Annotated in this window: 19 protein-coding genes; 6 read left to right on the top strand and 13 right to left on the bottom strand. The window is 64.6% G+C overall.

All coding sequences use genetic code 11. From position 1 onward, the window contains the following. Positions 1–31: 31 nt before the first annotated feature. Both purN and ABV518_RS13450 read left to right on the top strand, forming a co-directional pair. Entirely contained in the window at positions 32–607 is a 576-nt protein-coding gene (gene purN, locus ABV518_RS13455) for a phosphoribosylglycinamide formyltransferase (RefSeq protein WP_367767575.1), read from the top strand. Positions 608–726: 119 nt separating this feature from the next. Continuing rightward, positions 727–1,662 (top strand): DUF559 domain-containing protein, encoded by a 936-nt coding sequence (locus ABV518_RS13450; RefSeq protein WP_367767574.1) that lies wholly within the window; start codon positions 727–729, stop codon positions 1,660–1,662. A 73-nt stretch (positions 1,663–1,735) separates the two neighbouring features. Here ABV518_RS13450 and ABV518_RS13445 read toward each other — a convergent pair whose 3' ends face one another. Continuing rightward, positions 1,736–3,088: an MFS transporter gene (locus ABV518_RS13445; protein WP_367767573.1), complete on the bottom strand. Its 1,353-nt coding sequence runs from the start codon at positions 3,086–3,088 to the stop codon at positions 1,736–1,738. Positions 3,089–3,229: 141 nt separating this feature from the next. Here ABV518_RS13445 and purH point away from each other — a divergent pair, with 141 nt between their 5' ends. Next, positions 3,230–4,909 carry a bifunctional phosphoribosylaminoimidazolecarboxamide formyltransferase/IMP cyclohydrolase gene (gene purH, locus ABV518_RS13440; RefSeq protein ID WP_367767572.1) on the top strand — a complete coding sequence of 560 codons (1,680 nt, stop codon included), beginning with the start codon at positions 3,230–3,232 and terminating at the stop codon, positions 4,907–4,909. Positions 4,910–5,155: 246 nt separating this feature from the next. Here purH and ABV518_RS13435 read toward each other — a convergent pair whose 3' ends face one another. Then, entirely contained in the window at positions 5,156–6,121 is a 966-nt protein-coding gene (locus ABV518_RS13435) for a serine protease (RefSeq protein WP_367767571.1), read from the bottom strand. Between the two features lie 281 nt (positions 6,122–6,402). On the opposite strand from ABV518_RS13435, the gene ABV518_RS13430 reads away from it, so the two are divergent. Further along, a complete protein-coding gene (locus tag ABV518_RS13430; RefSeq protein ID WP_367767570.1) occupies positions 6,403–6,627 on the top strand; it encodes a hypothetical protein in 225 nt (74 codons plus the stop codon). A 241-nt stretch (positions 6,628–6,868) separates the two neighbouring features. Then, a complete protein-coding gene (locus tag ABV518_RS13425) occupies positions 6,869–9,088 on the top strand; it encodes an NADP-dependent isocitrate dehydrogenase (RefSeq protein WP_367767569.1) in 2,220 nt (739 codons plus the stop codon). A gap of 69 nt (positions 9,089–9,157) precedes the next feature. Here the strand turns inward: ABV518_RS13425 and ABV518_RS13420 are convergent, their stop codons facing one another. The 7 genes from ABV518_RS13420 to ABV518_RS13390 all read right to left on the bottom strand — a co-directional run bounded on the left by ABV518_RS13420 (position 9,158) and on the right by ABV518_RS13390 (position 17,139). Continuing rightward, the gene (locus tag ABV518_RS13420) at positions 9,158–9,634 is read right to left on the bottom strand and encodes a hypothetical protein (protein WP_367767568.1); all 477 of its coding nucleotides are present in this window, start codon (positions 9,632–9,634) and stop codon (positions 9,158–9,160) included. Next, positions 9,631–10,851: a serine/threonine-protein kinase gene (locus ABV518_RS13415; RefSeq protein WP_367767567.1), complete on the bottom strand. Its 1,221-nt coding sequence runs from the start codon at positions 10,849–10,851 to the stop codon at positions 9,631–9,633. The genes ABV518_RS13420 and ABV518_RS13415 overlap by 4 nt, the downstream gene beginning before the upstream one ends. Before the next feature lie 257 nt (positions 10,852–11,108). Beyond that, positions 11,109–12,557, bottom strand: coding sequence for a hypothetical protein (locus ABV518_RS13410; RefSeq protein ID WP_367767566.1), 1,449 nt, complete (start codon positions 12,555–12,557; stop codon positions 11,109–11,111). 85 nt (positions 12,558–12,642) lie between these two features. After that, positions 12,643–13,584 (bottom strand): hypothetical protein, encoded by a 942-nt coding sequence (locus ABV518_RS13405; RefSeq protein WP_367767564.1) that lies wholly within the window; start codon positions 13,582–13,584, stop codon positions 12,643–12,645. 129 nt (positions 13,585–13,713) lie between these two features. After that, positions 13,714–14,784 (bottom strand): Gfo/Idh/MocA family protein, encoded by a 1,071-nt coding sequence (locus ABV518_RS13400; RefSeq protein ID WP_367767563.1) that lies wholly within the window; start codon positions 14,782–14,784, stop codon positions 13,714–13,716. 181 nt (positions 14,785–14,965) lie between these two features. Next, positions 14,966–15,673 carry an ABC transporter ATP-binding protein gene (locus ABV518_RS13395; RefSeq protein WP_367767562.1) on the bottom strand — a complete coding sequence of 236 codons (708 nt, stop codon included), beginning with the start codon at positions 15,671–15,673 and terminating at the stop codon, positions 14,966–14,968. 2 nt (positions 15,674–15,675) lie between these two features. Further along, positions 15,676–17,139: an ABC transporter permease gene (locus ABV518_RS13390; RefSeq protein WP_367767561.1), complete on the bottom strand. Its 1,464-nt coding sequence runs from the start codon at positions 17,137–17,139 to the stop codon at positions 15,676–15,678. 280 nt (positions 17,140–17,419) lie between these two features. Here ABV518_RS13390 and ABV518_RS13385 point away from each other — a divergent pair, with 280 nt between their 5' ends. After that, complete coding sequence (locus tag ABV518_RS13385) at positions 17,420–18,946, top strand: polysaccharide lyase family 1 protein (protein WP_367767560.1); 1,527 nt, start codon at positions 17,420–17,422, stop codon at positions 18,944–18,946. Between the two features lie 84 nt (positions 18,947–19,030). Here the strand turns inward: ABV518_RS13385 and ABV518_RS13380 are convergent, their stop codons facing one another. The 4 genes from ABV518_RS13380 to ABV518_RS13365 all read right to left on the bottom strand — a co-directional run bounded on the left by ABV518_RS13380 (position 19,031) and on the right by ABV518_RS13365 (position 24,386). After that, positions 19,031–20,128: a substrate-binding domain-containing protein gene (locus tag ABV518_RS13380; RefSeq protein ID WP_367767559.1), complete on the bottom strand. Its 1,098-nt coding sequence runs from the start codon at positions 20,126–20,128 to the stop codon at positions 19,031–19,033. A 49-nt stretch (positions 20,129–20,177) separates the two neighbouring features. Further along, positions 20,178–21,461, bottom strand: a complete 1,284-nt coding sequence (mmsB, locus tag ABV518_RS13375; RefSeq protein ID WP_367767558.1) for a multiple monosaccharide ABC transporter permease — start codon at positions 21,459–21,461, stop codon at positions 20,178–20,180. A 46-nt stretch (positions 21,462–21,507) separates the two neighbouring features. Further along, a complete protein-coding gene (gene mmsA / locus ABV518_RS13370; RefSeq protein ID WP_367767557.1) occupies positions 21,508–23,064 on the bottom strand; it encodes a multiple monosaccharide ABC transporter ATP-binding protein in 1,557 nt (518 codons plus the stop codon). A gap of 131 nt (positions 23,065–23,195) precedes the next feature. Beyond that, positions 23,196–24,386, bottom strand: a complete 1,191-nt coding sequence (locus ABV518_RS13365) for an ROK family transcriptional regulator (protein WP_367767556.1) — start codon at positions 24,384–24,386, stop codon at positions 23,196–23,198. Positions 24,387–24,596 lie beyond the last annotated feature (210 nt).

Here is a 24,596-nt window from a genome sequence, read left to right as displayed (position 1 = left end):
GCCTACGCGAGCCTGCCCATAAGCTAGACCCATGCGCATCGTAGTCCTCGTTTCCGGTACCGGCTCCAACCTCCAGGCTGTCATCGACGCCGTCAAGACAGGGGAGCTGGACGTGGAAATCGCCGCGGTGGGCGCCGACCGGGAGGGGACGTACGGCGTCGAGCGGTCCTCTGAGGCAGGCCTGGAGACGTTCGTGGTCAACTTCAACTCGTTCCCCACCCGCGACGAATGGGATGCGGCGCTGACCGCGAGGGTGGCTTCCTACGCCCCGGACGTGGTGGTCTCCTCCGGCTTTATGCGCATCGTCAGCGCCGACTTCATCGAGGCATTCCATGGCAGGTACCTCAACACCCACCCTGCCCTGCTGCCCGCTTTCCCCGGCGCCCACGGAGTGCGCGACGCCATGGCCTACGGCGTAAAGGTCACCGGCTGCACGGTGCACTGGGCTGACGCCGGCGTGGACACCGGGCCCATCATCGCCCAGGAGGCCGTGACCGTCGAGGAATCCGACTCCGAGGAAACCCTGCACGAACGCATCAAGGTGGTGGAGCGCCGACTCCTGGTATCCACCCTGGCAGCCCTCGCCGCCGCCACTCCGCCCAAGTAGGTAGCAGCAGATGTCGTTTTCAGCCCTCAAAACGACATCTGCTGCTACCTGGTTGGGCCAGCGCTGGATGCCTGTGGATAACTTCCGCATCGTGGCGCAAAATTTGTCACCATGGGCCCATGAAAACTCCGCAGCCACTGCCGGAACCGCTGGGTTCCGCTGCTTTTACGTTCCAGGAAGCGGCCGACGCCGGTGTGACGGTTGGGCGGTTGCGGCATCGTTCGTTGGCTGCTCCAAGCCGAGGCATCAGACGGCCGAAGCACGAGACGCTCACTGAGCTATCGTCACTGGTCCGGCCGTTAACCTTGATCACGGAATTCTCGGCAGCTTCCCACGCGACCGCATTTACGTTGTGGTCCTTCCCAGGATTCCTCCCGGGCAGGGACGATCCCGTCACTCATATCTCCAGGCCGGACACCATGGCTATGCCGCGTCGGTCTGGAGTTCGGGGACATCGCGGGCAGTTCTTCGACGATGAAATTGTGAATCTCAACGGACTGCTCGTCACCTCCCGAACACGGACGTGGCTGGACTGCGCACGCAAGATGAGTGTCGACGAACTGACGGTGGTCGCCGACCACTTGCTGCGGGTTCCGAGGCCGGACTTCGAAGGAAGATCCGAGCCCTACGCAACTCGGGACGACCTTGCGGATATGCTCGATCGGCACAAGGGGACACCCGGAATCCGGAAGGCGCGACTTGCCCTTGAGCAGGCCCGCACCGGATCTGACTCCGCCCCGGAGACGAAACTTAGGCTGGCGCTGGAGAATGGCGGTTTGCCAGAACCACGACTGAACGCTCCCGCGGAACTGGGGGCCGGCGTCGTGCGTCAACCTGACTTGAGCTATCCGGAGCATCAAGTGGCCGTGGAGTACGACGGCGACGGCCATTCCGAAGCCGCGCAGATCATCCGTGACATTGCCCGCGAAGAGGACTTTGCGCGTGCGGGGTGGATAGTTGTCCGGATCTCCAAACGGCACATGGAGAACGAGGCAACGGCCGCCGTCGCAAAAGTCCGAACAGCCTTACTTAGCCGAGGGTGGTCCCCCAAGTAAGTAGCAGCAGATCTCGGTTTGAGGGCTCAAACCGACATCTGCTGCTACTTAGATGTGGGGGAGGGGGCTGCACCTACTCGAGGCGGCGCTGCTTGGTTTCCGGTGAGAAGAACGCCATAAACAGCACGGCCACCATGACCAGCCCGCCGGCCAGTGCGAAGGACGTTGCCAGGCCCAGCTCCGGCCAGAAGTAGTTCGCGAAAATGAGTGGGCCAAAGCCTGCGCCCAGCCGCGAGAATGTCGATGCCCAGCCGAAACCGGTGCCCCGCAGTTCGGTCGGGTACAGCTCGGACACGTAGGCGTAGAGCACCGGGATGGCCACCTGCACCACAAAGCCGAACACCAGCAGCCAGAACACGGCGGCCGTGGGGATATCCACCACAATCGCCACGATCACCAGGGTCAGGGCAGACAGCGGCCCGGTGATGGCCAGGATCCACTTGCGGCCCACCCGCTCCACCAGCAGGGCGGCCACAACCACACCGAGGAGTCCTACGGCGGCCATGGACGCTGTGGTCACAAACGCCTTGTACTCCGCAAAGCCAGCGCCGATAAGGATCCGCGGCATCCACGTCAGCGACAGGTAGTACACGAGGAGGATGCTGAAGAACAACGCCCAGGCTGTGGCGGTGATCTTCCAGTTGAACTGCCACACCAGGCGAAGCTGGTGCCAGGCGCTGCCGGCGGAGAGCCGCGGAACTTCCTGCGCGTCCGGGAGGCTGTAGGCGCGGGGTTCAGCACCAGTCGCAGCGACGAGGTCGTCGATGACCTTCGCAGCTTCCTCCCGCCGGCCCTTGCGGATCAGGAACAGAGGTGATTCCGGCACGCTGCGCCGAACCCAGAACACCAGGAGCGCCGGGAGAACCATCACCAGCATGGTCAGGCGCCAGTCGCCGGACGCGGCCACCAGCCCGGCGGACACGAACCCGGCAAGGGCGGCGCCCACCGGCCACCAGCCATCCATTGCGGTGAGGACCTTGCCGCGCTGCTTCCGAGGCGTGAATTCACCCACCAGCGCATAGTCCACCGGGATGCAGCCGCCCAACCCGAAACCTGCCATGAAGCGGAACACACAGAACCAGACGAAGTCGGGGGAGAAGGCGCCCAGGACCGTGAAGAGGGAGAAGATGAGCAGCGTGGCCGTGAAGGCCTTCTTGCGTCCGATGGTGTCCGCGATGGTGCCCCACACAAAAGCGCCCAGGGCCATGCCTATCAGGTTGGCGGTACCCACCCAGGCAACCTCGCCCGGGGCCAGCGCCCAGTGCGTGGAAAGCAGGGGAATGAGGATGCCGTTCAGCGTTACATCCCATGCATCGAACATAAAACCGAGCCCTCCGATGAGGAAAATCCGTCCCTGGACCTTCCACCGCCATGGCAGCTCCTGGACCACCTGTTCGCCGCTGGGCACAGTGGTGTACGTGTTCATTTTGGCCTCCTGTGAAAACTCTATCCGTGCCCACCGACGTTCACACTCCGGCCGGCAACCGGGGCAGACCCGGCAACGCGATAAACTGGCGGTATCCCCACCAACCGCGGCACTGGTCCGCGAGATAAGACGGAGACTTTTGTGAGCTTCACGCAGCTTGACCGTGTTCCCATCCGCCGGGCCCTCATCTCGGTTTACGACAAGACCGGTCTGGAGGAGCTCGCCCAGGGCCTGCACGCAGCAGGCGTGAAGATCGTATCCACTGGCTCCACGGCCAAGAAGATTGCCGAGGCCGGCATCCCGGTCCAGGAAGTCGAGGAAGTCACCGGCTCCCCGGAAATGCTGGACGGCCGCGTCAAGACCCTGCACCCGCGCGTGCACGGCGGCATCCTGGCCGACCGCCGTGTCCCGGCGCACATGGAAACCCTCGCCGGCATGGAGATCGAAACCTTTGACCTGGTGGTGGTGAACCTCTACCCGTTCGTCGAGACCGTCAAGTCCGGCGCAGCGCAGGACGACGTCGTCGAGCAGATCGACATCGGCGGCCCCGCCATGGTGCGGTCGGCAGCGAAGAACCACGCCGCCGTCGCAATTGTTGTTGACCCCGGCTTCTACAGCCAGGTGGTCACCGCCGCGGCTGAAGGCGGCTTTGACCTGAAGACCCGGCGCCGGCTCGCCGCCAAGGCGTTCGCCCACACCGCCACGTACGACAACGCCGTGGCCACCTGGACGGCCAGCCAGTTCCTGGATGAGGACGGCGACGGCGTCATCGACTGGCCTGCCTACGCCGGCGTTGCGCTGGAGCGTTCCGAGGTCCTCCGCTACGGTGAAAACCCGCACCAGCAGGCCGCGCTGTACGTGGACAAGGCCGCTCCCGCGGGCATCGCGCAGGCGGACCAGCTGCACGGCAAGGCCATGAGCTACAACAACTTCGTCGACGCCGACGCCGCCCTCCGCGCGGCGTTCGACTTCGCCGAGCCGGCGGTCGCCGTTATCAAGCACGCCAACCCGTGCGGTGTGGCCGTTGGTTCCGCCGATGCTGAAGACCCGATCGCCGACGCCCACGCCAAAGCCCACGCCTGCGACCCCGTCTCGGCCTTCGGCGGCGTCATTGCAGCCAACCGCACGGTCACCGCCGGCATGGCCCGGACCGTCGCCGGCATCTTCACCGAGGTGGTTATCGCGCCCGCGTTCGAGCCTGAGGCCGTGGAGATCCTGTCCAAGAAGAAGAACATCCGCCTCCTCGCCCTGCCCGAAGGCTACGGCCGCTACCCGGCGGAAATGCGCCAGGTTTCCGGCGGCGTCCTCGTGCAGATGTCCGACAAGGTGGACGCCGACGGCGACAACCCCGCCAACTGGACCCTCGCCGCCGGTGACGCCGCCGACGAGAAGACGCTGGCCGACCTCGCCTTCGCGTGGACCGCCTGCCGGGCCGCCAAGTCCAACGCCATCCTCATCGCCGCAGACGGTGCCGCCGTGGGCATCGGCATGGGCCAGGTCAACCGCCTGGACTCCTGCCGCCTCGCCGTGGAGCGGGCCAACACGCTGGGTGTCAAGGTGGAGTCCGACGTCGACGGTGCCGGCGGTGCGGCTGGTCCGTCGACAGCAGAGGCGAGCGTTGCACCCGAGCGCGCACGCGGTGCCGTTGCAGCATCGGATGCGTTCTTCCCGTTCGCCGACGGCTTGCAGATCCTGATCGACGCCGGCGTCCGCGCCGTGGTCCAGCCGGGCGGTTCCGTCCGGGATGAGGAAGTCATCGCCGCGGCCAACGCTGCCGGGGTCACCATGTACTTCACGGGTGCCCGCCACTTCTTCCACTAAGGGTTAATCGTCGACGGCGGTTGTCCCCTGGGTGGGGACAGCCGCCGTCGGGCTTTGAGGACCTCTTAGGACTCGCTGCTTGAGGATCCGCGCCCCGCTGCTTGAGGCGCGGACCCCTCCTCCGGAAGCCGGAACTCCCGGGGCTTTGCTTCCGCCAGCCGCGCCGGCGTCCAGTACTCGAGGATCTCCTCGTGCGACTGGGCGGGCCTCCTGTGGCTGACGGGTTTGCCGCCTGGCGAGGATTCCTTAGGAAGCGGCTGCACTGGCGTAGGTCTGCTGGATGACAGTGCCCCAGTAGGGGCCATACATCACCGGTGATCCGCTGTAGCCGTAGCTGTTGATCGAGTTCTGCAGGCCAGCTGCATTGCTTCCGATGAACCACGGGCCGCCCGAGGAACCGCCGGTCATGTCGCAGCTGATGCCCTGGGTCAGGAACTGACCGTTGTTGGGATCGTTGGACGCCGCGCCGTAGCAGCTCTTGAGAGTCGCGCCGTTGAATGGCGACGCCGCGGGGTATCCATAGGACTTGTACGTTAGGCCGCGGGCCGCGTTGAATTCGACGCCTGATTCGTTCACGACGTCTGACAAGTACTTGCCGTTGAGGGTGTTCATGACCGCGAACCCGGTGTCGTACTGCATGTTGCCATTGCTGCTCCACTGGGTGGGGGCGTAGAGGGCTTTGGCGGTCCACTGGCCGTAGGGGGCGGCACCGTTTTCGTACTTGGGCACAAAGATGAAGTTGGTGGCGAAGGCTCCCGGGCCTTCATTGAGGCAGTGGCCGGCCGTGGCGACGGTGCTCTTGTTCGCAGAGACCACAGCATTGCCCGAGCAGACATAATTGGTCCCGGCCAGGGTGAAGAAGACTTTGCCGATGTGGTCCACGGGGTTTTCGCTGACCGCAATCGTTGGCTTGCCCTTGCCTGCCCGCACCTTGGTGTTGGCGCCCTTCTCCACCGTTGCCGCGCTGGAGGTGTTGCCCCGTTCCAATGCCTTGCCGGCCAGCACATCGCCGGGGATGGCGCTGCGCATGCGGTCGGCGGTCCAGTAGTCGGCGGCTCCCGTGCTGTCCACGGCGGCGCTGGTGACGGACGGGTGCTCCTTGTCCCCGGATGCGGCGGGTGCTGCTGTTGCTCCGCCGGCCGTGGTCAACGCCAGCAGTGCGGCTGCGGAAAGGCTCAGAAGGCTGCTAGCCAGAGACCTCGTACGTGTCATGGTTGTCCTGTCTAAACGGGTGGGGGAGGGCTCCAGTCAAGCCCGCCGAGTGACCTACCGAATTTATCCGGATATGACAACTTTGTAAATAGTAGTGACGTCTCGTGTAGGGTCCGCGCCCCATCTGTGTGGAAGCCGCAGTGGAGCCACAAAAATCCCGCAGAATCTGCTGAATCCGGGCGTCCGCTCTGGCGGCGGGTCCCGTCCGGAGGCTAATTTTGAGGCACAGCATTGGCTGTCCGACTGGGCTCCGGACACGTAAGAGATTTGGGGCCCTCGTCATGTTTTCCTTCCGCAAGCCCGCCAAGAAGTCCGCACTCAACGGCCGTCACTTCTCCGCTGCCGAGGCGCAGGAGGTTGCCGGGGACCTGGCAGCCCAGGCCGAAGCCTTCCAGCTGCGCGACGTCGACCCGGTCCACACCTTCACCGCAACGGAGGAGCTGCGCCGCCGCGATCCGAAGTACGTGCAGGTCTGGCCCAGTGATGTTCCCCACAAGCGCCGCTGACTGAACCGGCGCGCCAGCTGGGAACTCCCGAAAACAACTGCCTAAACCACAGCGCGACGGCGGCCTGCCGCCCGGGGTGCGTGGCGCCGTCGTGCGTTTTCCAACGCTGTAATCCGGCAGTAACGGAGCAGCGCGTACGGCTGCGGGTAGGGTTCAAACCCGTGTCCTCGGGTAAGTTAACACTGGTGAAATAGACCGGATTTTCCAAAAAATCAGCCGACCTCCAGGGAGACGCCCGCGCATGTCCAAGATTATCTATACCCACACCGACGAAGCGCCGATGCTGGCTACCTATTCGTTCTTGCCGATCATCGAGGCGTTTGCTTCGACCGCAGGTGTGGAGGTGGAGACCCGTGACATTTCGCTCGCAGGCCGCATCATCTCCGTGTTCGGTGACTACCTCACCCCGGAACAGCAGATCGGTGACGCCCTTGCTGAACTGGGTGAACTGGCAAAGACGCCGGAAGCCAACATCATCAAGCTGCCCAACATCAGCGCTTCCATCCCGCAGCTGAAAGCCGCCATCGCCGAACTCCAGGGCCAGGGCTACAACCTGCCGGACTACCCGGACAACCCCTCCTCGGATGAGGAAACGGCCGTCCGCTCACGCTACGACAAGATCAAGGGCTCCGCAGTGAACCCGGTCCTTCGCGAAGGCAACTCGGACCGCCGCGCGCCGCTGTCCGTCAAGAACTACGCCCGCCAGAACCCGCACTCCATGGGTGCCTGGTCCGCCGACTCCAAGACCAACGTCGCCCACATGACCGCTGACGACTTCCGCTCCAACGAGAAGTCCGTAGTCATTGCCGCCGACGGCACCATCGCCATCCAGCTGGTCCGTGAAGACGGCTCGGTCAAGGTCCTGAAGAAGGCCTTCCCCGTCCTGGCCGGCGAAGTCATCGACGGCACCGTCATGCGCGCCGCTGCGCTGGACGAATTCCTGGCAGCCCAGGTTGTCCGCGCCAAGGAAGAGGGCGTTCTCTTCTCCGCTCACCTGAAGGCCACCATGATGAAGGTCTCGGACCCCATCATCTTCGGCCACGTGGTGAAGGCCTACTTCTCCGAACTGTTCGAGACCTACGGCAAGCAGCTCACCGCCGCCGGCCTGAGCCCCAACAACGGCCTCGCCGCCATCCTGAACGGCCTCGAGGACCTGCCGGAGGACGTCCGTGAAGGCGTTAAGGCGCTGATCACCAAGGGCCTCGAAGACGGACCTGCCCTGGCCATGGTGGACTCGGACAAGGGCATCACCAGCCTGAACGTGCCCTCCGACATCATCGTGGACGCATCCATGCCCGCCATGATCCGCAGCTCGGGCCACATGTGGGGCCCGGACGGCAAGGAAGCCGACACCCTGGCGGTCCTTCCGGACAGCTCCTACGCCGGCATCTACCAGGTTGTTGTGGACGACTGCCGCGCCCATGGCGCCTTCGACCCCACCACCATGGGCACCGTCCCGAACGTGGGCCTCATGGCCCAGGCCGCGGAGGAATACGGCAGCCACGACAAGACGTTCGAGCTCCAGGAAGCCGGAACGGTGCAGATCGTTGACGCCTCCGGTGCCGTGCTGATTGAACACGAGGTTGCCCCAGGTGACATCTGGCGCGCCTGCCAGACCAAGGACGCCCCCATCCGCGACTGGGTCAAGCTGGCCGTCACCCGCGCCCGCGCCTCGAAGATGCCCGCCGTGTTCTGGCTGGACGAGACCCGCGCACACGACTCCAACCTCATCGCCAAGGTCCGAGAGTATCTGAAGGACCACGATACCGAGGGCCTGGAGATCGAGATCATGTCCCCGGAGAAGGCAACCGCCTTCACCCTGGAACGCATCCGCAAGGGCGAGGACACCATCTCCGTGTCCGGTAACGTGCTCCGCGACTACCTCACGGACCTGTTCCCCATCCTCGAACTGGGCACCAGCGCCAAGATGCTCTCCGTTGTTCCGCTGATGAACGGCGGCGGACTCTTCGAGACCGGCGCCGGCGGATCCGCCCCCAAGCACGTCCAGCAGCTGCTCAAGGAAAACCACCTGCGCTGGGACAGCCTGGGCGAATTCCTTGCTCTCGCCGTCAGCTTCGAACACCTGGCCACCACCACGGGCAACGCCCGCGCCCAGGTCCTGGCCGACACCCTGGACAAGGCCACCGGCACGTTCCTGCTGGAGAACAAGTCCCCGAGCCGCCGCGCCGGTGAGCTGGACAACCGCGGCAGCCACTACTTCCTTGCCCGTTACTGGGCCGAGGAACTGGCCAAGCAGACCGAGGACGCGGAGCTGGCGGCATCGTTCGCAGCTGTGGCCAAGGAGTTGTCCTCCAACGAGGAGACCATCGTCGGCGAACTTGCCGCGGTCCAGGGCTCTCCGGTGGATATCGGAGGCTACTACCGTCCGGACGAGGCCAAAGCGTCCGCAGTGATGCGTCCCTCGGCAACGCTGAACAAGGTCGTCGCGACCCTGAACTAGTTCCAAGCCAGACGCACAAAGAGGCGGCGTCCCGGGAAACCGGGGCGCCGCCTCTTTCTGTGTCAGCCGTCAGTCCTTGCCTTTTCCTTTGCCCTCGTTGCCCTTGCCTTCAGCGGGTGCCGGTGCCACCGGCGCGGGGGTTGTCTGGGCTGCCTCAGCAGCAGCGGCATCGGCCTGCTGTTGCGCTGCCGCAGCTTCCGCGGCTGCGGCGTCTGCCGCTGATTTGGCTGCGGCGAGGTCGGCGCGGACGGCTGCGGCCGCCGTCATGATGCTCCGCCGGCGGTCCTCGGAGACCTGCCCGTTTTCGACGGCGGCAGCAAGGTCTGCCTCGAGGCCGTCCAAGGCTGCCAGCCCGCCGGCGGGGTCGTTGCCGGCCGCCGCCTCGCTGACGCCAAGGACACGCTGCTGGAGCTGCCGGGCGGCGTCGTGCTGAAGGCCGGTGTCGGCAGGGCCGCAGGCGGCCAAGGATCCGGCGAGCAGAAGGAAGGCGGCCGCCAGACCCCGGACGCGCGGCAAGCGCCGGCGGCCGTTGTTTGCAGGGTTCATGGACGTACGCTCTCCTGGAGTTCCTTGAGATGGTCGCCAACGGTTCCGGTGACGGTGGGATAGGGGACGACGTCGGGAGTCTGCTGGGGTGCCAGGCTGAACGTCAGTGCCGCCGCGACGGCCGCGACCGCCAGCAGAGCCAGGACAGCCACGAGCCAGACACGCTTTCCGCCGTTCCGAAGCCGTGCCCAGACCTGGGCCCGCCTCCCGGCCGCGGAGTCTTGCCAGTCCCGCAGTCCCAGCAGGTTGCGGCTGGCGTGGGTCGCCGGAACGTCCGATTCCGCCGTGATGGCGATGGATGGCGGCCTGAAGGGCATGGCGGGGAGCACACGCGTGGTTTCGGGTGCCAGCTCGCCCGGCGTGGAAGCCGGTGAAACCAGGGCCTGGCGCAGCGCGGTTTCCACGTCGGCAGCCGTAGGCCGTTCCAGCGGCTCGATGGCGGTCATCGAACGGATCAGGTCAGCCCACTCCGCAGGCACGTCAGCCGGGATTTCCGGCGCGCGGTGCAGCCTTGCCACGGCAGACTCGACGGCGCTGCCCGGGTACTCCATTGTCTGCTTGATGCACTCCAGGAGGACAAGGCCCAGCGAGTAGATGTCCGTGGCGGGGGACAGCGGGGAACCCATGGCCTGCTCCGGACTGAGGTACGCGGCCGTGCCCACCATGGTTCCGGTGGTGGTCAGCCGTGTTGAGTCCGCGATCCTGGCGATGCCGAAATCCGTGAGTTTGGGCCGCAGGGGTTCGCCCGGACGGATCTGTACCAGCAGGATATTGCCCGGCTTGATGTCCCGGTGGATGATGCCCAGGCTGTGCACGTAGGCCAAGGCGTCTGCGGTACCGGCGCCGATGACTGCGAGCTCGTCCAAGGGGACTGCGCTGTGCCTGATCCGGCTGCGAAGGTCCTGGCCCTCCACGAGTTCCATCGTGAGAAACGGCCTGGGTTCGTCTGGGATTCGGGTATCGATTCCGGCATCGAACAGCGTGACCAGGCTGGGATGGTTGAGTGTTGCCAGCAGCTGGATTTCGGATTCCTGGCGCTTGAGTTCGTCGGCGTCCGGAGCCTGCGGGGCGAAGAGCTTCAAGGCCACATCGCGGCCCAGGTTCTCGTCCCTGGCGCAGTAGACCGATGACATGCCGCCGCGGCCGATCACTTCTCCGAGCCGATACCGTCCGCCGATTACTTCATGCTTGATGGAGCTAGGCGAATCCGCCACCATGACCAGTTCCCTCCGGTGCGCTGCGGCACTATTCTGCCTTAATTGTACCGGCCGGTAACGCCTCCTGGGGTGGTCCTCCTCGCGCACCGGTGGCCCGGACGCAAAGGCTTTGAGGCCTTGGCGTCCGGACCCTCGGTCACAAGGACAGGTACTGTTTAGTCGCGCTTCGTCGTGGGCTACCTCCTTTCGCCGGCTGCCGCGAACGGCAGGCACTGGTAACGCTTGCGGGAATCAGAACCTGTTGGTGCAGGTACTGATTAGGACGTCTTGCGACGCAGGAGCATCAGCAGGCCTGCAACCAGCAGGAGCAGCGCGACGGGAACCAATGAAGCATCGAATCCCGTATTGGCGAGGGCGGCAGCGCTGCCCTGACCCGTGGTGATGCCTCTGGTGTTTGCTGCTGCGGACACCGTGCCGGCGGTGGAACCGGACGTGGTGATGCCGGCCGGGGCGACGGTGATTCCGGTCGCGCCAGACCCTGTAGTGGTGCCGGTATTTCCCGTGGTGCCGGTAGTGCCGGTGCCCGGAGTGTCCGTGCCGCCAGCTGTGCCGGTGCCGCCCGGCGTTTCCGTGCCCGGTGTTTCGGTTCCCGGGGTCTCAGTGCCGGGGTTTTCGGTTCCCGGCGTGACGCTGCCGTCCGTGGCGCCGCCGATGATGACGGATCCACCGACGCCGACAGTCACGTCATCCAGGAGGCCTGACGTGTCCAGACCCAGATCGACGCCGACTGCGGCATCCAGGCCACCATTAGTGACGTTGCCCAAACCGAGTGCAACGTCAGCTGCGGCGGCCACGTCGGTGGTGTTGCCCAAACCGATTGCTACGTCAGCTGCGGCGGCCACGTCGGTGGTGTTGCCCAAACCGATTGCTACGTCAGCTGCGGCGGCCACGTCTGTGGTCGTGTTGGTGCCGTTTCCGAGGCCGAGGTTGATATCTGCGGCGACGTCAGCGGTGGTTCCGGTGCCGTTGGTGCCGGTGACGGTGCCGTTTCCGAGGCCGATTGCTACGTCAGCTGCGGCGGCCACGTCTGTGGTCGTGTTGGTGCCGTTTCCGAGGCCGAGGTTGATGTCTGCGGCGACGTCAGCGGTGGTTCCGGTGCCGTTGGTGCCGGTGACGGTGCCGTTTCCGAGGCCGATTGCTACGTCAGCTGCGGCGGCCACGTCGGTGGTCGTGCCGGTGGCGTTTCCGAGGCCGAGGTTGATGTCTGCGGCGACGTCAGCGGTGGTTCCGGTGCCGTTGGTGCCGGTGACGGTGCCGTCGCCGAGGCCGATTGCTACGTCAGCTGCAGCGGCCACGTCCGTGGTCGTGCCGGTGGCGTTTCCGAGGCCGAGGTTGATGTCTGCTGCGACGTCAGCGGTGGTTCCGGTGCCGTTGGTGCCGGTGACGGTGCCGTTTCCGAGACCGAGGTTGACGTCTGCTGCGACGTCGGCGGTGGTTCCGCCGTCGTTGGCACTGCCCAGCAGGCCGTCACCGAGGCCGACGTTGACGTCGACCACAGCGGCAACATCCGCGGTGTCCGACGGCGTTGAGCCACCCAGCAGGCCCAACGACGTCGTGTTAGCGGATGTCGCCGCTGAGACCAGTGCGGATGCGGTGAGGTCCGATCCGCTTGTTGTATCCGCAGCGCTGGCTGCGGTGGCGCCGAGGGCTAGTAGCCCGCCGGCGAAGAGGGTGCTAAGCAGCCCTCTGCGAAGGTTGGAATGCATGGTTTTGTCTCCTGAGAAGTTGGTGTTGGGCGCAGTTCAGCGCCCTGTGGCCGTGTTCTGCCATCGAAAGGCAGAGAGGGCTCAACTAGTCAGGAGAGGAACCAGGGTCGAACGACACCGGTGAGGGGGAATGTTCGCAGGCTCCGGCGACCGCGAAGGATCCCGGAAGCGGAAGATCAAGTATAAAGTCGTTCAGCCAGGCGGCAGGACCTGCGGGACCGGACGTGGACGCGCCGCTCCCCGCCCCTGTACTGGGCCCGGCCGGTGCCGGGAACGGCGACGGCTCACCGGTCAGGGGCAACTCCGGGACAGCTGAGCGGTGCGCCGCTGCACTCGCAGCGGGGGAGGCGGAAGTTCCGGCGAGGGCCACCGGCAGTGCGGCTGAGCCTTCCATGCCGGCGCCGGCACCCCCGAGAGGCACCTCCGCACCGTTGTCCGTAGGAGCGCCAGAGATAGCCGCCGGAACCGTTGAGTCGGCGCCGCTCAGCACGCCTGCGGTGTCAGGGAAAACGGATCCCGTGTCCGGAATGACGGGCAGAGTAACGGGCAAGGGCACAACACCGGTGACCAGGTCTGAGACAGGCTGGACCACGGGCTCAAGAATGGGAACCGCTTCAATGAGCGGCGGAGCGACGGTTTCCACCAGTGCTGCGGTGGAGTCATCGGCCACGACGGCGACGGGCACGGCCACCGCAGAGACTGTCCCTTCAGGAACAACGTTGTTCACCACAGGGACGGCCGCGATCAACTGGTCTGTGGCGCCGGTCAGCGTTCCGACGACGGGCTGCAGGAGTCCGGACGGTGTCGCGACTGGCGGAGCAGGGGTAACCGCCGGTGGTGGAGCCAAGGTGCTTGTCAGCGGGGCCGCGAGGGCAGAAACCGACGAAGTCACCCCGCCCAGGAGCGATCCCGAGTCATTTGAGTCAGCAGTTGCGGCAGTACCGGAAAGCGTCAGCCAGGTAATGGTGGCGGCTCCTGCGAGGAGAACCGGACGGAGCGCGCGCCATGGCAAGAGACCTTTAGCCATGCGTACCACCCCCATTGCCGATAAAGCCGACGATGTTTACATACTAAGACTGCTTATTGATGGAAGTCTAGATAAAAATCAACATAATCCCATCAAATTGACATTCCCTGTCACTCATATTCACTGACTTTAGTGGGCATCGTTCGGGTAGCTGACACCGAGTTGGGCGCGCACGCCGTCGAACAGGCGCATGGTGTTCAGGGAGTCTTCGAGCGGCATGACAGGGCTCTCTGTGAGCCCCTGCTGGATGCAGCGCGTCACCTCGCGGAGCTCGTATGTGTAACCTCGCCCGACGGCGTCGAACACCTCCCGGCGCGGCTCCTCGCGGCCGATGCAGACCAGCAGTTCACTTGGGTTGTTGATGGAGCCGACGCTTTGCAGGTATCCCAGGCTTCCGGCGACGGTTGCAGTCCGGGGCCCGTGGGCCAGGAGTGAGGACGTCAGTTGGACCTGGGCGCCGTGGTGGTACCCGAGGGTCATGGCGTTTTGGGCGTCCACGCCGTCGTCGTTGACAACCCCCGTCGCGCTGACGGTCTGCGGGAATCCGAGGGTTCCGAGCGCCCAGAGCAGGGGATAAATGGACAGATCCAGCAGCGCACCGCCGCCATCCTGCCTGGCCCACAGCCTGGCCGTGGGGGAGTAGGGTGCGGGGAAGCCCAAATCCGCACTGACCCAGTGCACACCACCGAGCTCGCCCGACGCGGAGATCTCAAAGGCCCGTTGCATGGCCGGGAGGAACCGGCTCCACATGGCTTCCATGAGGAACAGCTTTTTCCTGCGGGCCGTATCAATGAGCTCTGTGGCTTCCCGGGCGTTGATGGTGAAGGCCTTTTCGCACAGGACATGCTTTCCGGCGTTGAGCGCGGCGAGAACAATCTGGTGGTGCTGCGCGTGCGGCGTGGCGACATAGACAACGTCCACCGAGTCGTCGGCGAGCAGCCGCTGGTAGCCGGGAACGCCGTCGTCGTCCCCGTATGCCTTGGCGAAACCATTCGCCGCGGCGAAGCTGTCCGCAGATTCCTGGCTGCGGGAACTGACGGCATAGAGCTCGGCGTCAGCCAGCAGGGCCAGGTCCTCGGACACGGACTGGGCGATCCCGCCGGTGGCGATCACTCCCCAGCGCAGCGTGGTGCCGGTAGCGGACCGGGGGTCCTGGTCGGACTGGCTGGACAGCCATGGCTTGGCAATGGGCGCACTCATGCCAGCCATCCTCTCACTGTGGTGATAGAGCGTCCGGGAAAAGCACGCGGAAGGTGAGAGAGGATCCGGGAAAAACCTGCAGAAAGTGAGCGAGCGTCCTGATGGGAGGGGCTGGCGCAGGCAGAGGGAGGGCCCTGGGGCGGGCCCTCCCTCTGCCGTGCGTCACATCGGCAGCTGCGTTCTAGGCCGAGGCGGCGACTGCGGAACGGGTGCGGGCCGCCTCCTCCGTCAGTTTGCCCTGCTGGAGCCTGAAGCGGCGGTCCGTCTTGTTGGCCAGCGCCCTGTCGTGCGTGACCACCAGGATGGTGGTGTTGTGGTCCCGGCTGAGCGAGCTGAGGAGCTCGATGATGTGGTCGCCTGTCTGCTCATCGAGGTTGCCGGTGGGCTCGTCGGCCAGGATCAGCTTGGGCTCGTTGGCCAGTGCACGTGCGATGGCCACGCGCTGCTGTTCGCCGCCCGAGAGCCTGTTGATGCGCCGCACATGCTTCTCCGGGTCCAGCTGCACCTGCTCCAGCAGATCCTTCGCGCGCTGGAGGCGTGCGGCCTTGCGCATCCCGGCGAACTCCATGGGCAGCATGACGTTGTCCACCGCGGAGAGGTTGGGGATCAGGTTGAACTGCTGGAACACAAAGCCGATGTCCCGGCGCCGGTATTCGGTCAGCTTGCCGTCCGGCATGCTGGCCAGGCTGACGCCGTTTACGACGACGTCTCCGCTGGTGGGTTTGTCCAGCGCACCCAGGAGGGACAACAGTGTGCTTTTGCCGCTGCCACTCTTGCCCACGATGGAGGCCAGGGTGCCCTGCTCGAGTTCAAAACTCACATCGTTGACGGGCTTGATGGTGCGGTCACCGGAGTTGAAGGTGCGGACCAGGTTCTTGACTTCAATCATGGCTATTCTCCTCGCAGGACTTCGATGGGACGGATGCGGGCCGTAAGCAGGGCCGGGACGAGTGCGCCGATGATGGCCACGCCGAACACCGCTGCGATGCCGGCGGCGATGACGCCGGGGGAGGCGCTGGCGGTGACGGAGGTCAGCAGCTGGGAGGCACCGCCGAGCGGTCCGCCCTGGCCGCCCGGGATGCCGGCCCCGCCGCCCGGCATTCCGGCGCCGCCAGCTGCCCCGGCCATAGCGGCCCCGCGGCCGGTGGCGGTGGCCGCCGTCGTAGCGGTGGTGTTGCTGCTGATCAGCGCCGACGCGATGCCGCCGCTGGCGAAGGATGCGATCGCGGCGCCCACCGCGCTGCCCATGGCCACCAGGACGAGGGCTTCGAGGACGAACTGCAGGCCGATGGTGCGGTTGGGGGCGCCGATGGCCTTCAGGACACCGATCTCGCGGCGGCGTTCGCGGACCAGCATGACCATGATCAGCAGGATGATGAGCCCGGCGGTACCGAGGGCCGCGACGAAAGCGATGAAGGAGATGTTCTTGACGCTGCCGAGGGAGCTGACGGCCGTCTCCAGGTTCTGGCCCTGGGTGACGTCGGCCTTGTCCGTGCCGAGGGCCGTCTCCAGCGCGGTTTTGGTGAAACCAACGTTCTCCAGCGAGTCAACGGTGACAATCATCGTGGACAGCTCGCCCGGCAGCGCCGCGAGGGTCTGCGCGGTGGGCAGGGTGACGTAGAGGGCGTTGTTGCCGAACGTGGTGCCGGAATCGAACAGGCCGGCCACGGTGTAGGTCTGGGCGTTGATGGTGAACGTGGATCCCACCGAGAGGCTGTTCTTCTCGGCGAGCGTAGTCCCCAGCAGGGCAGTGGCGGATTCGGCCGTGTAATCGCCGAGGCCGGTGCCGTCGGTGATGGCCAGGGCCTTGCCGGTGCTGTCCACCTCCGCGCCGATTCCGGTTGCCGTGATGGGAAGCGAGCGTACCGGCTGTGTAGTGGTGGTTCCGGTGGTGCCGTTCGCGGCCTGGTTCCGGCCGCCGAGCGTGCCCGCATCAACGGCAGCGGTCAGGTTGGTGGTCAGTGTGGTTGCGTTCTGTCCGGCGGGACCGCCTTGGCCTCCACCGGGACCGGCCTGGCCGCCAGGAGCCGTCTGGGCTGCCGCTTCCGCAGCGTTCCGGAGCCTCAGGGAGCTGGTTCCGACGACGGAGCTCACGTTGGGAACTGCGGCTGCGGTGGCGGCCTGCTCGGTTGTCAGCGGCTCGCCGCCGCCTTCAAAGCCCTGGCCGCCGGCCGGATTGACGGTCAGGACGGTGCCGACGGAGGCATTCAGCTCCTGGACCTTGGCACCTACGGCCTGGTTGGCCACCAGCATGGCCAGTGCCAGGCCGATGGCCACGGCCAGGACTGCAACGACCGCCGCCGTTCGGGCCTTGTTTCTGAAGGCATTGCCTACACTCCGGGCAAGGACGCTCACTGTACTCCTAGGATCTGGGGCCGGCGGAAGGCCGGCGTTCGGATCCCAGACTCGCGCCCCACCCTGTGCGGGAAACCGGGCAAACCTATGTTTGCGCTGTGAAGGCCATCCTTGCCAGAGAAAGACCGCCGAAAAGGGACACCCCTTGACAGCCTTGTCATGGCGGAAGTAAAACTGGTAGTGCCACTCGGAAAGCGTTTTCTGAGCGGCAGTTCCCAGAAATGAGTACCCGCACCCGACTAAGGCATGTGGTCTGTTTGGCATGCCGGAAATAAGGCCAATGACGTCCTCCACCACATCAAGAACCCGATTCAACCGCCTGCGGCGCACCGCCGCGTTGGCGGCGTCCGCCTCGGCACTGGCGCTCGCCGCCGGACTCGCTGTGGCAGCACCCGGCAATACAACTCCTGCCAGCATGGCACCCGGCGATGCAGCGCCGTCGTTGACCGGTGGCGGCACCATCCGTCCCGACGACGCGGCACCCACCGGCTGGGCCGCCGTCGACGGTGTGACGAATGGCGGGGCCGGCGCCCCGGACGAAAACCGCTACGAGGTGGGCACTCTGGCGGAGCTGAAGACCGCGCTGGCGAACCACGGCGAGCCGAAAGCGCCGAAAATCATCTACGTCCGCGGAACCATCGACGGCAACCAGACCGCAGACGGGCGCATCCTCGGCGAGCAAGACTATGCCCCCGGCTACGACATCAACAAGTACATGTCCTGCTTCGGGCCGGAGGGCAAAGCCTGGAGCGACCAGACGTTCGACTACTGCAAGTCCATGCGGCAGCTGCGGCAGACTGGCAGCAACAACATGAAGCGCCAGATAGAGGCGAGCCTGCCCAGCAACACCACGCTGATCGGCCTCGGTGATGATGCCGGCTTCGTGGGCACCAACATCGTGATCCTCAGCGCCACCAACGTGGTGGTGCGGAACCTCAGCGTGGAGGCGCCGGTGGACTTCTTCACCACCTGGTCACCGGACGACGGCGACGGCGCCTGGAACGCGCGCTTCGACGCAGTGTCTTCAGTAACGTCCAACCACCTCTGGATCGACCACGTCCGGCTGACGGACGGACGCTACCCGGACAGCGAGGCGCCGATCGGATTCCGCGGCAAGCCGGCCAACCGCCACGACGGCCTGCTGGACCTCAAGGACGGCACCGACTACGTGACCATCTCCAACAGCAAACTGCACAACCATGACAAGACCATGCTGCTGGGTTCCGGCGACGAGCACGTGGACAAGGACGGCGGCAAGCTGCGCGTCAGCTACATCGGCAACCTGATGGAGAACATCCAGCAGCGCGGCCCCCGGGTCAGGTTCGGCCAGGTCCACGTGCTGAACAACTACTTTGTGGGCAGCACCGACGACCCGCAGTACCCCATGGTCAGCGGGGCACAGGGTGGCAGCAGCTACTTCCTGGGGGCCGGCTACGAGTCCCGGATCTTCTCCGAGTACAACGCTTTCGACTACACCGGCCCGGGCGCGGACGAATCAATCATGGTCAGCAGCTACAACGGGCACCGCTTCAGCGACACCGGATCGTGGTTCAACGGAGCCCCGGCGGACCTGGGCGCCGTGGCCCGCGCGTCCTATGAAACCCACAGGGCAGAGGCGCTGGCGGAAGCAGAACTCGCCGGCACGCCTGCACCGGACTGGACCGCGTGGGACTTCACCACCGACGTCGGCTGGGATCCCGCCGACGCCTACAGCTACAAGGCGTTCACCACGCCGCAGTCGGTGCGCAACCAGGCCCTGCACTTCACGGGCCCGGGCGTCCTGCGCGTGGAGGACCCGGCGTCGTAGTTTCCGGAACTGCATAAACAGAATGCCCCGGCTCCCTTGGGGAGCCGGGGCATTTCCGCGTTCCGTGTTACTTGGTGATCAGTATTACTTGGTGATCGGTCCGAGTACCGGATCGTCGACGTAGGCCGTCTTCACGTTGGCGGCGGTCACGATGACCGGCGGCAGCAGGAAGGCAGGAACCGTCTTCACCGTGTTGTTGTAGGACTTGTCGTCGTTGACCTCGGGCTTCTTGCCGGCCTGCAGGTCCTTGACCATGACGATTGCGTGCTCAACGAGCTTGCGGGTGTCTTTGTTGATGGTGGAGTACTGCTCGCCAGCGAGGATCGACTTTACGGATTCAACTTCGGAGTCCTGGCCTGTGACGACAGGAATAGGCTTGCCGGCCGCCTTTACGGAGGTGATGACGGCCCGTGCCAGGGTGTCGTTCGGCGAGAGGACGCCGTCCAGGGACGCTGCTCCGTAGGAACCGGTCAGGAGCGTATCCATCCGGCGCTGGGCATTCTCAGCCTTCCAGTCCTGGGTCACGGCCTTCTCAAACGTTGTCTGGCCTGAGAGGACCTTGAGCGTGCCGTCATCGATCTTCGGCTTGAGGACCTTCATGGCGCCATCAAAGAAGACCTTCGCATTGGCGTCATCCGGAGAACCTGCCAGGAGTTCAATGTTGTACGGACCGGCGGGCTTTTTGGCTTTCATGCCGTCCAGCAGTGCCTGGCCCTGCAGCTCACCGACCTTGAAGTTGTCGTAGGCCACGTAGTAGTCCACGTTCTCGGTGTTCAGCAGCAGGCGGTCATATGCAATGATCGTCGCGCCGGAGTCCTTGGCCTGCTGAAGCTGGGTCCCCAGCTGGGAACCGTCGAGCGCGCCGACAATGATCACCTTGGCGCCCTTGGCGATCATGGCACTGATCTGGTTCTGCTGCTCGGCCACGCCGTTATTGGCGAACTGGACTGTCGGCTTGAAGCCTGCGCTGGAGAGGCCGTCGTTGAACAGTTTCTCTGCCAGGACCCAGTTCTCGCTGGTCTTCTTAGGAAGCGCGACGCCGATGGCTGAGTCCTGCGCGAAGCCGGCGGCACCGGTTGTGCCGCTTGTAGTGCCAGGCTCGGCACGCCCGCAGGCCGTCAGCGCCAGTGCCGCGATCGCAGCTATCGCTGCTGCCTTTCCTGCTTTACCCATCATTCGCATTTTTGGTTCACTTTCTTTTGGGGTGGTGGCTCGGGGAGGCCTGAGTGGCTCAGGCTTCCCTGGAGATGGTTTCTTTGGTGGAAGTGACCTCGTCCGGCTGCAGCGGTGAGCCAGGTCCGCCGTTCGGGCGGCTGAAGTTCTTCATCATCAGCCCGATAATCGATGCCCGGCCCTGCGTCTTGTTGTAAACGTCAATGGCCACGGCCACCAGCAGCACCAGGCCCTTGATCATGGACTGCCAGTCGGCGCCGACGCTGAGCAGCTGCAGGCCGTTGTTCAGTACGGCCATGACCAGGCCTCCGACGATCGAGCCGATCACGGTGCCCACGCCGCCCGTCACTGCTGCGCCGCCAATGAAGACTGCGGCGATGGCGTCCAATTCCCAGCCAGTACCGTCGGAAGGACCGGCCGAGGTTGAGCGGGCCACAAAGATCATGCCCGCCAGCCCGGCGATGATGGACATGTTCATCATGACCAGGAAGTTGATCTTCTTTGATTTCACACCGGACAGTTCCGCCGCATGCCGGTTGCCGCCCACGGCGTAAACGTGGCGGCCGACGACGGTCTTGGAGGAGACAAACCCGTAGATGAGGACCATGACGGCGAGAATAAGGCCGGGGACGGGGAAGGACGTGCCCGGGCGGCCTGTGGCGAAGAGGTATGTGGCGTACAGGATGGCTGCACAGATCAGGACCAGCTTCACGACAACTACCCAGGTTTCCGGCACCTCAGCGCCCAGGGCCTTGGCGGTCCTGCGGCGCCGGACTTCGCTGTAGATCACGAAGGCGACCGCGGCGAGGCCAAGCAACAGTGTCAGGTTGTTGTATCCGGTGTTCGGTCCGACTTCCGGAAGGTAACCTGCACCGATGTACTGGAACTCCCTGGGGACGGGAATCGAGTTGGACTGGCCCACAAACTGCTGCGCCCCACGGAAGATCAGCATGCCGGCCAGGGTAACGATAAATGCCGGAATGCCGACATATGCGGTCCACCAGCCATGCCAGGCTCCAATCAGGGCTCCCAGGCCCAGGCCGAGCAGGATAGCCAGGAACCAGGGAATGTCCCAGTCCCGCATCGCGATGGCCACCACCATGCCCACGAAGGCCGCGACGGAACCCACAGACAGGTCGATGTGGCCGGCAATGATGACCAGCACCATGCCGATGGCAAGGATCAGGATGTAGGAGTTGCCGTTGAAGAGGTTGATGACGTTTCCCGGGGTGAGCGTGATGCCGCCTGTGAGCCACTGGAAGAGAACTATCAGAGCCACCAAGGCAAATATCATGCCGAACTGGCGGGTGTCGCCACCGAAGAGTTTCTTGAGCGCGTTCATTGTTTTCGGTCCTTGTATCTGGAAGGTTCTGGAAGTCTGCAGCGGATTAGGCGGCTTTTCGGGCGGAGGTCATGAGCTTCATCAGGCTTTCCTGGCTGGCTTCCTCCTTGTTCAGGACGCCGGTGATGGCGCCTTCGAAGATGGTGTAAATCCGGTCCGAGAGGCCCAGCAGCTCAGGCAGCTCGGAAGAAATCACAATGACTCCTTTACCCTCATTGGCGAGCCGCTGGATGATTCCATAAATTTCGTATTTGGCGCCGACGTCAATCCCGCGGGTGGGCTCGTCCAGGATCAGCAGTTCCGGTTCCGTGAACATCCACTTGGCCAGAACTACCTTCTGCTGATTGCCGCCAGAGAGCTTGGCGACTCCTTCCTGAACCGAAGGGGCCTTGGTCCGCAGGGACTTCCGGTATTGCTCTGCGACTGCGAACTCTTTGTTGGTGTCCACCACGCTGCGCTTGCTGATCTTCTCCAGGTTGGCTGAGACAGTGGTGGTCTTGATGTCGTCCAGGAGGTTCAACCCCAACGACTTGCGGTCCTCTGTCACATAGCCGAGGCCGGCGTCGATTGCCTGGTGCACATTCTTGAGCGTTACTTCTTTGCCGTCCACGTAGACGTGGCCCGAGACGAAGTGGCCGTAGGACCGGCCGAAGACGGAACGGGCCAGCTCCGTCCGGCCCGCGCCCATGAGCCCGGCGAAGCCTACGATCTCGCCCCGCCGGACAAAGAAGTTCGAGTTCTTGCAGACCATCCGGTCCTGGATCTGGGGGTGGGCTACGTTCCAGTCCTTCACTTCGAAGAACACTTCGCCGATCTTGGGGGTATGGTCCGGGAACCGGGATTCCAGGGCGCGGCCCACCATGCCTTTGATGATCCGGTCCTCGTCAACGCCGTCGGCCTTGACATCCAGGGTTTCAATCGACTTGCCGTCGCGGATGATGGTAATCGAATCGGCGATCTGCTCAATCTCGTTCAGCTTGTGCGAAATGATGATCGACGTGATGCCGCGTCCCTTCAGGCCCAGCATCAGGTCCAGCAGGTGCTGTGAGTCCGACTCGTTCAACGCAGCAGTGGGCTCGTCGAGGATGAGGATCTTCACAGACTTGTTCAGCGCCTTGGCGATTTCCACCAGCTGCTGCTTGCCGACGCCGATTTCCTTGATCGGGGTATCCGGGTTTTCCCGCAGCCCCACCCTGGCCAGCAGTTCGGTGGACCGCATCCGGGCCTCTGCCCAGTCGATCACGCCGCGCTTGGTGGGTTCGTTGCCCAGGAAGATATTCTCCATGATGGACAGTTCCGGGATCAGGGCCAGTTCCTGGTGGATGATCACGATGCCGGCGTGTTCGCTGGCGCGGATATCCCGGAACTGCTGGACCTCGTTCTGGTAAACGATGTCGCCGTCGTAGCTGCCGTAGGGGTACACGCCGGAAAGTACCTTCATCAGCGTGGACTTGCCGGCGCCGTTTTCGCCGCAGATGGCGTGGATCTCGCCCGCTTTGACCCGGAGGCTGACCTCCGAAAGCGCCTTGACGCCGGGAAACTCCTTGGTGATGGAGCGCATCTCCAGGATGACCGGGTCGGTGTGCGTGGTGTGGGACGTCATAAGCCCTTACGCCTCCAATGCATGACTTCGTTGTCCGTCCCCGCAAAGCGCAGGGCCGTCTGGTTTGAAAGTAAACTGGATCACAGCAGTTGTCGTCAAGTCTTTAACGCAATTGCCGGATAACGAATCGGCTACTGTCGCCGGATCCCGGCCTGTTGGAAGACCAGTGCGGCCGCTCCAAGCGCTTCTGCGCGGTCCCCGAGCGAGGACATCGTGAGGGTGGTGGTCTCGCCGATGACGGGGACGGCATGGCGGACCAGACCCCGCCGGATGGGGTCCAGGAGGAGGTTGCCAAGGCCTGCCAGCGGCCCGCCCACCACGATCACCTCCGGGTTGATCAGGTTGGCCACGTTGCCCAGTGCGCGCCCCACGGCCAGGCCTGCATCGTCCACCACGCGGAGGGTGGCCGGGTCCCTCGCCAGGGCTTTCCGGACGATGTCTGCCGGCGTCAGCGGCCTGTCTTCGCCGCGGCTGAGGAGCTCGATCATGGTGGTGGTGGACGCGATGGTTTCGAGGCAGCCGCGGTTCCCGCACCGGCACACCAGGCCCTGCTCGTGGATGGTGGCGTGGCCGATTTCTCCGGTGATCCCGACGTTTCCGTAGTAGGGCGCACCGTTAAGGATCAGGCCCGCACCGATGCCCGATCCGATCTTCAGGAACATCAGGTTGCTGACCCCGGTATGCGGGCCCCAGGTCACCTCCGACCAGGCGCCCAGATTGGCGTCATTGTCAATGTAGACGGGGAATTTGAGGGTTTCCTCGAGATGCTGAAGGATGTTGATTCCCACCCATTCCGGGAGGATGGCACCCTGCGCCACAGTTCCGGTCCGGCGGTCGATCGGTCCGGGAATTCCGACGCCGGCGCCCACCACGGCGCTCCGGTCCACACCGCTTTCACGCAGCAGCTTTTCGAGCAGAACGACCGCAGCCTGGATGCCTTCCTCCGACTGGTGGCCGAGTGGAAGCATCACGGATTCCTCCGCGATGACGTGGTAGCTCAGCGATGCCAGGACCACACGGAGATGCCTGCGTCCGAAGTCGATCCCTACGGCGACGGCACCGTTGCTGTTCAGCCTGACGTTCAGTGCCCGGCGGCCGGAACTGGTGATGGGCTCGGTGGATGCCAGGCCCGAATCCTGCATGATTTTGACGATGTTGGAGACCGTGGCGGTGGAGAGGCCGGTCTGCCGGGAGAGCTCGGCCTGGGTGGCGGGTCCGCCCATCAGGGTCTCGATGATCCGCTGCTGGTTCAACTGCCTCAGCGCGGATTGGGATCCTGGATTTTTGGGCTTGCTCCTCGTCGAGCGCGGTGTTGCGGACATGCAAAGAAGATTGCCCTATTTTGACTCTTGTAGTCAAGAAGTTAACGCAAGGAGTCTGCTGGGTGAGACAAAATGGCGGGACGATCCGTCCATCCTGGGACTTCGGCCGGTGCAATTGGCCCCGGGCGGCGCGGCCTGCAGCTGGCTAGGCTGGCACCAGTGGACGCGAATTACCTGCGTCCGTCCCGATCATGTGAGGTGGTAACGGTG

The organism is Arthrobacter sp. HS15c (assembly GCF_040812005.1).
Lineage (GTDB): Bacteria > Actinomycetota > Actinomycetes > Actinomycetales > Micrococcaceae > Arthrobacter.
Note: the sequence above shows the minus strand (reverse complement) of the source record. Positions and strands in the feature narration are given on the sequence as shown.